This is a genomic window from Aeromonas bivalvium (assembly GCF_000819765.1).
In the GTDB taxonomy this organism is placed as follows: domain Bacteria; phylum Pseudomonadota; class Gammaproteobacteria; order Enterobacterales; family Aeromonadaceae; genus Aeromonas; species Aeromonas bivalvium.
The window spans coordinates 1-4,976 of record NZ_CDBT01000049.1; the positions used below are offsets into that span (position 1 = coordinate 1).

At 67.2% G+C, this 4,976-nt stretch carries 5 protein-coding genes; all 5 read left to right on the forward strand.

What is annotated here, in order from left to right; translation table 11 throughout:
* The coding region (locus BN1119_RS14640; RefSeq protein ID WP_041999486.1) for a uroporphyrinogen-III C-methyltransferase at nt 1–519 on the forward strand (519 nt) is incomplete at its 5' end.
* 208 nt (nt 520–727) lie between these two features.
* A complete protein-coding gene (locus BN1119_RS14645) occupies nt 728–1,309 on the forward strand; it encodes an ANTAR domain-containing response regulator (protein ID WP_041999488.1) in 582 nt (193 codons plus the stop codon).
* Between the two features lie 341 nt (nt 1,310–1,650).
* On the forward strand, nt 1,651–3,018 hold the full coding sequence (locus BN1119_RS14650) for a CmpA/NrtA family ABC transporter substrate-binding protein (RefSeq protein WP_162625822.1): 1,368 nt from the start codon (nt 1,651–1,653) through the stop codon (nt 3,016–3,018).
* Between the two features lie 20 nt (nt 3,019–3,038).
* Nucleotides 3,039–3,971, forward strand: a complete 933-nt coding sequence (locus BN1119_RS14655; protein WP_041999491.1) for an ABC transporter permease — start codon at nt 3,039–3,041, stop codon at nt 3,969–3,971.
* Between the two features lie 25 nt (nt 3,972–3,996).
* Nucleotides 3,997–4,818, forward strand: coding sequence for an ABC transporter ATP-binding protein (locus BN1119_RS14660; protein WP_084205495.1), 822 nt, complete (start codon nt 3,997–3,999; stop codon nt 4,816–4,818).
* The last annotated feature ends 158 nt before the right edge of the window (nt 4,819–4,976 follow it).

Below are 4,976 nucleotides of genomic sequence, written 5' to 3' on the forward strand. Positions count from 1 at the left end.
CGGGTGGTGCGGCTCAAGGGGGGAGATCCCCTCATCTTCGGCCGGGGGGGCGAGGAGGCCCTGCACCTGGCCCGTCATGGTTTCGAGGCGGAGCTGGTGCCCGGCATCACGGCGGCCCTGGGCTGCGCCGCCAGCAGCGCCATTCCCCTGACCCAGCGCGGGCTGGCCCGCTCCGTGACCCTGCTGACCGGCCACCTGCAGGGGGGAGAGCAGTTCGGGGGCTGGGGCGCCCTGGTGGCGGCCGGCCACACCCTGGTCTGCTACATGGGGCTGGAGCAGGCGGCTAGGATAGAGGCCGGCTTGCGGGGAGCGGGGGCCGACGCTGCCCTGCCCGTGGCCCTGATAGTGGCGGGGTGCAGCGAGCGGGAGTGGGTGGTGCGCTGCCGGCTCGACGGCCTGAGCCGGGCGGCGCTGGCCCTGGAGGGGGAGACCCCGGTGCTGATCATCCTGGGTCAGGTGGTGGCGCTGCGCGATGAGCTCAAGGGGCTGCTTGGCGCCCTGGCGAGCCGGGTCGCCTGATGGCTGTCCGGGCTCGACGATGGCAGGGAGAGGGGGCAGCCTGGGCTGCCCCCTCTTGCGTTGAGCCAGGGCCTGGAGACGGAGAGGGAGTCCGGGTCTACCCCTTCTACCTAGAGATGGATAAATAGGGGGTAGATTCAAACACTTGGCCTCCAAGTTGCGTCGGTTCCATCCTGTTCGACGGAATGAACTGATGAGAGGAAAGGGCATGTCACATCCAGTCGGTGGCCAGGAAGGCCGCCACTCCATCTTGCTGATCCATGCCGATGACAGGGTGCAGGCCAACCGGCTGGGGGCCCTGGTCAGCCATTATGGCCACAGCCCCCGCATCCTGGACGAGGCCGGTCTGCTGGCGGGCAGGCTGCAGGGGGAGGGGCTTCTGATCAGCTGCCGCCGCTTCAGCGCCGAGATCCGGCTGGCCATGGCCCAGGGGCTGCATCTGCCGCGGGTGCTGTTCTGCGATCGGCTGACGGTGCAGCAGCAGGCGGATCTGCTGACCCAGGGCGCCCTCATGGTGCCCCACGGCTGCGGCGAGCGGGAACCGGTCGAGCAGTGGCTGCGACTGGCCCGGGCCCAGCTGGCCATGGTGCAGCAGCAACAGCAGGCCCAGGATGCCCTGCGACTCAAGCTGGAGGAGCGGCGCCTGATAGAGCAGGCCAAGGGGCGTCTGATGCGCCACCAGGGGCTGGATGAGGAGGCCGCCTACCAGGCGATGCGCAGCGCGGCCATGGCCCAGAACCACAGTCTGGCCGAGCTGGCCCGCCGTCTGTTGCAGGCCCTGCCCGGCTAGGGGCCGGATCATCAGGTGTTGGGTGGCCATTTTGGTGCAGTTGCGCCGCGCTGGCGCAGCCGGTGGGGGAGATGGGCGAGGGCATAGGCGTCGCCAGGGGATTTGCCAACCTGGCACGCATCCTGAATAACGTACAGAGAAGAGCAATAACAGGCAGGCGCCGCCACCGCGGCAAGCCGCCGGGCCCCCAAGGGGCCGACCACCATCAACATTGGGCAATGTGGCCCCATCGACCAGACGGTCGATGGGGCTTTTTTTGGCTACACGGCGAAGGCGGGGCGCAACGGCGCGCTTCCTCCCGACCCGGACAAGGATGTAACGAGGTGAACATGATGCCGAAGATGAGTTGGAAAGGGGCGCTGCTGGCCATGCTGGCCATGCCGGCCCTGGCGGCCACGGAGCTGGGGGCTGGCCCCATAGGGGCGCCGGAGAAAGAAGAGCTCAGGCTCGGCTTCATCAAGCTGACCGACATGGCTCCCCTAGCGGTGGCCTATGAGCAGGGCTATTTCGAGGATGAGGGGCTCTACGTCACCCTGGAGGCCCAGGCCAACTGGAAGGTGCTGCTGGACAGGGTGATCGACGGCGAGCTGGACGGCGCCCAGATGCTGGCGGGCCAGCCCCTGGGGGCCCACGTCGGCATCGGCACCCGGGCCGAGCTGGTGACCGCTTTTTCCATGGATCTCAATGGCAACGGCATCACGGTCGCCAACGCTGTGTGGCAGGCCATGCTGCCGCACCTGCCGAAACAGGCCGACGGCCAGGTGGCGCGTCCCGTCTCCGCCAGCAGCCTCAAGCCGGTGCTGGCTCAGTATCGCCAGGGGGGCAAGCCCTTCAACTTCGCCATGGTCTTTCCCGTCTCGACCCACAACTACGAGCTGCGCTACTGGCTGGCCGCCGGTGGCATACACCCTGGCTACTATGCCCCCCTCAAGGGGGATGACTCGGGTCAGCGCCAGGGGGAGGTGATGCTGTCGGTCACGCCGCCACCCCAGATGCCCGCCACCCTCGAGGCGGGCACCATCATGGGCTACAGCGTGGGGGAGCCCTGGAACCAGCAGGCGATCGCCAAGGGGATAGGGGTGCCCGTCATCACGGACTACGAGATCTGGCGCAACAACCCGGAGAAGGTGTTCGGGGTCAGCAGAGGGTGGGCCGAGCGCCATCCCAACACCCATGCCCGCCTGGTCAAGGCCCTGATCCGCGCCGCCCACTGGCTCGACGCCAACGACAATGGCAACCGGCTGGCGGCCGCCAGGCTGCTGGCCCGTCCCGACTATGTGGGGGCCGACGAGCAGGTGATCGCCGCCTCCATGACGGGCACCTTCGAGTACAACAAGGGGGATGTGCGCAGGGTGCCCGACTTCAACGTCTTCTTCCGCCATCACGCCACCTACCCCTACTACTCGGACGCCATCTGGTTCCTGACCCAGATGCGGCGCTGGGGCCAGATCCCCGAGGCCAAGCCGGACGCCTGGTTCGAGCAGGTGGCCAAGGCGGTCTATCAGCCGGGTGTCTATCGCCAGGCGGCCCAGGCCCTCATCGAGGAGGGCAGGCTCAAGGCAGGGGATTTTCCCGATTTTGCCAGCGAGAGCGGCTTTCGCGGCCCCCAGCAGGGCTTTATCGATGGCGTCGCCTATGACGGCCGCCACCCCAACGACTATCTGAATCGTCTTGCCATCGGCCTCAAGGGCGATGAGCAGGTGCAATGAACCCGGGATAGGGAGAGGCAATGATGAAAACGACCGCGAGTGGGCGCCTGCTGGCGCCCTGCATGGGGATACTGCTGTTCCTGCTCTTCTGGCAGTTGGGGGCGAGCCAGGTCAATACCAGCCTGGGCACCCTGCCGGGGCCGGGGGCCACCGCCAGCCAGCTGTGGCAACTGACCGAGGAGCATCTGGCCGAGCGGGAGCGCGAAGCCGCCTTCCTGGCGCGCCAGGCGGCGCGCAACGCCGAGCGCCTCGCCGCAGACCCGGCGGCCAGCGTCAAGGTGCGGGCCTATCCGGGGCGCGCCACCTTCTTCGATCAGATAGGCACCAGTTTGCTGACAGTGGCCGCCGGTTTTGGCCTGGCGACCCTGCTGGCCATCCCGATCGGGGTGCTGCTCGGCATGAACCAGGCCCTCTATCGCCTCGCCAACCCGGTGATCCAGCTGCTCAAGCCGGTCTCTCCCCTGGCCTGGTTGCCCCTGATCACCATGGTGGTGAGCGCCGTCTACGTGAGCCCGGATCCCTGGCTGGCGAAATCCTTCGTCAACTCGGCCCTGACCGTGACCCTCTGCTCCCTCTGGCCGACCCTGCTCAACACGGCGGTCGGGGTGAGCTCGGTGGACCCTGACTTGCGCAACGTGAGCCGGGTGCTGCGGCTGCCCTTCCTGACCCACATAGGGCGCATCGTGCTGCCGAGCGCCCTGCCCATGGTCTTCACCGGCATGCGCCTCTCCCTGGGGGTGGCCTGGATGGTGCTGATCGCCGCCGAGATGCTGGCCCAGAACCCCGGGCTCGGCAAGTTCGTCTGGGACGAGTTCCAGAGCGGCAGCTCCGCCTCCCTGGCCCGGATCATGGTGGCCGTGGTGACCATAGGCCTCATCGGTTTTGCCCTGGATCGCCTCATGCTGGCACTGCAACAGTGGCTGTCCTGGGACAAGCGCCAGCAGCTGCGTTAATCGCCCGGATGGGCAAGGAGTCGTGATGAAAACCTATCTGGATTTGAGTGACGTCGGCATGGCGTTCGACACGGAACAGGGGCGCTTCGAGGCGCTGGTGGGGGTAAACCTGAAGATAGACAAGGGGGAGTTCGTCTCCCTCATCGGCCACTCCGGCTGTGGCAAGAGCACGGTACTCAACCTGGTGGCCGGCCTGCTGGAGCCGAGCCAGGGGGGCATCATCCTCGATGGCCGCGAGGTGGACGGCCCGGGCCCGGAGCGGGCCATGGTGTTCCAGAACCATGCCCTGCTGCCCTGGCTCAGCGTTCGCCAGAACGTCGAGCTGGCGGTCAAGCGCCGGGTGACGGGGCGCGAAGAGGTGGCCGAGCAGGTGGACTACTTCCTCTCCCTGGTGCAGATGGACCACGCCAGCCACAAGCTGCCCCACGAGCTGTCGGGGGGCATGAAGCAGCGGGTCGGCATAGCGCGGGCCCTGTCGCTCTCCCCCAAGGTGCTGCTGATGGACGAGCCGTTCGGCGCCCTGGATGCCCTGACCCGGGCCCATCTGCAGGATGCCCTGATGGCGATCCAGGCGGAGCTGGGCAACACCGTCATCATGATCACCCACGACGTGGACGAGGCGGTGCTGCTCTCCGATCGCATCGTCATGATGACCAATGGCCCGGCGGCCACCATAGGGGAGATCCTCGATGTCCGCCTGGCCAGGCCCAGGGACAGGGTGGCCCTGGCGGACGACCCTGCCTATCACAGGCTGCGCCAGCAGGTGCTGCATTTCCTCTACGAGAAGCAGCGCAAGGTGACCCCCCTCAAGGCAAGCGGGCAGGAGCGCAGCAAGCTGCGCGCCTGAGCCCCACGGCATTCAAGGAAGAGAGATATGGCTAACAAAGAGACATTACTGGTGGTGGGCAAGGGGATGGATGGTGAGACGGGCCACCAGGTCAGCGACCAAACCATCAACATGGCAGCAAAGCAGCAATTGCTGGTGGTGGGCAACGGCATGGTGGG

Bases quoted from the DNA above. Each gene is read 5' to 3' on its own strand.
- BN1119_RS14660 (WP_084205495.1), top strand. From the start codon at position 3,997: ATGAAAACCTATCTGGATTTGAGTGACGTCGGCATGGCGTTCGACACG.
- BN1119_RS14645 (WP_041999488.1), top strand. From the start codon at position 728: ATGTCACATCCAGTCGGTGGCCAGGAAGGCCGCCACTCCATCTTGCTG.
- BN1119_RS14655 (WP_041999491.1), top strand. From the start codon at position 3,039: ATGATGAAAACGACCGCGAGTGGGCGCCTGCTGGCGCCCTGCATGGGG.
- BN1119_RS14650 (WP_162625822.1), top strand. From the start codon at position 1,651: ATGAGTTGGAAAGGGGCGCTGCTGGCCATGCTGGCCATGCCGGCCCTG.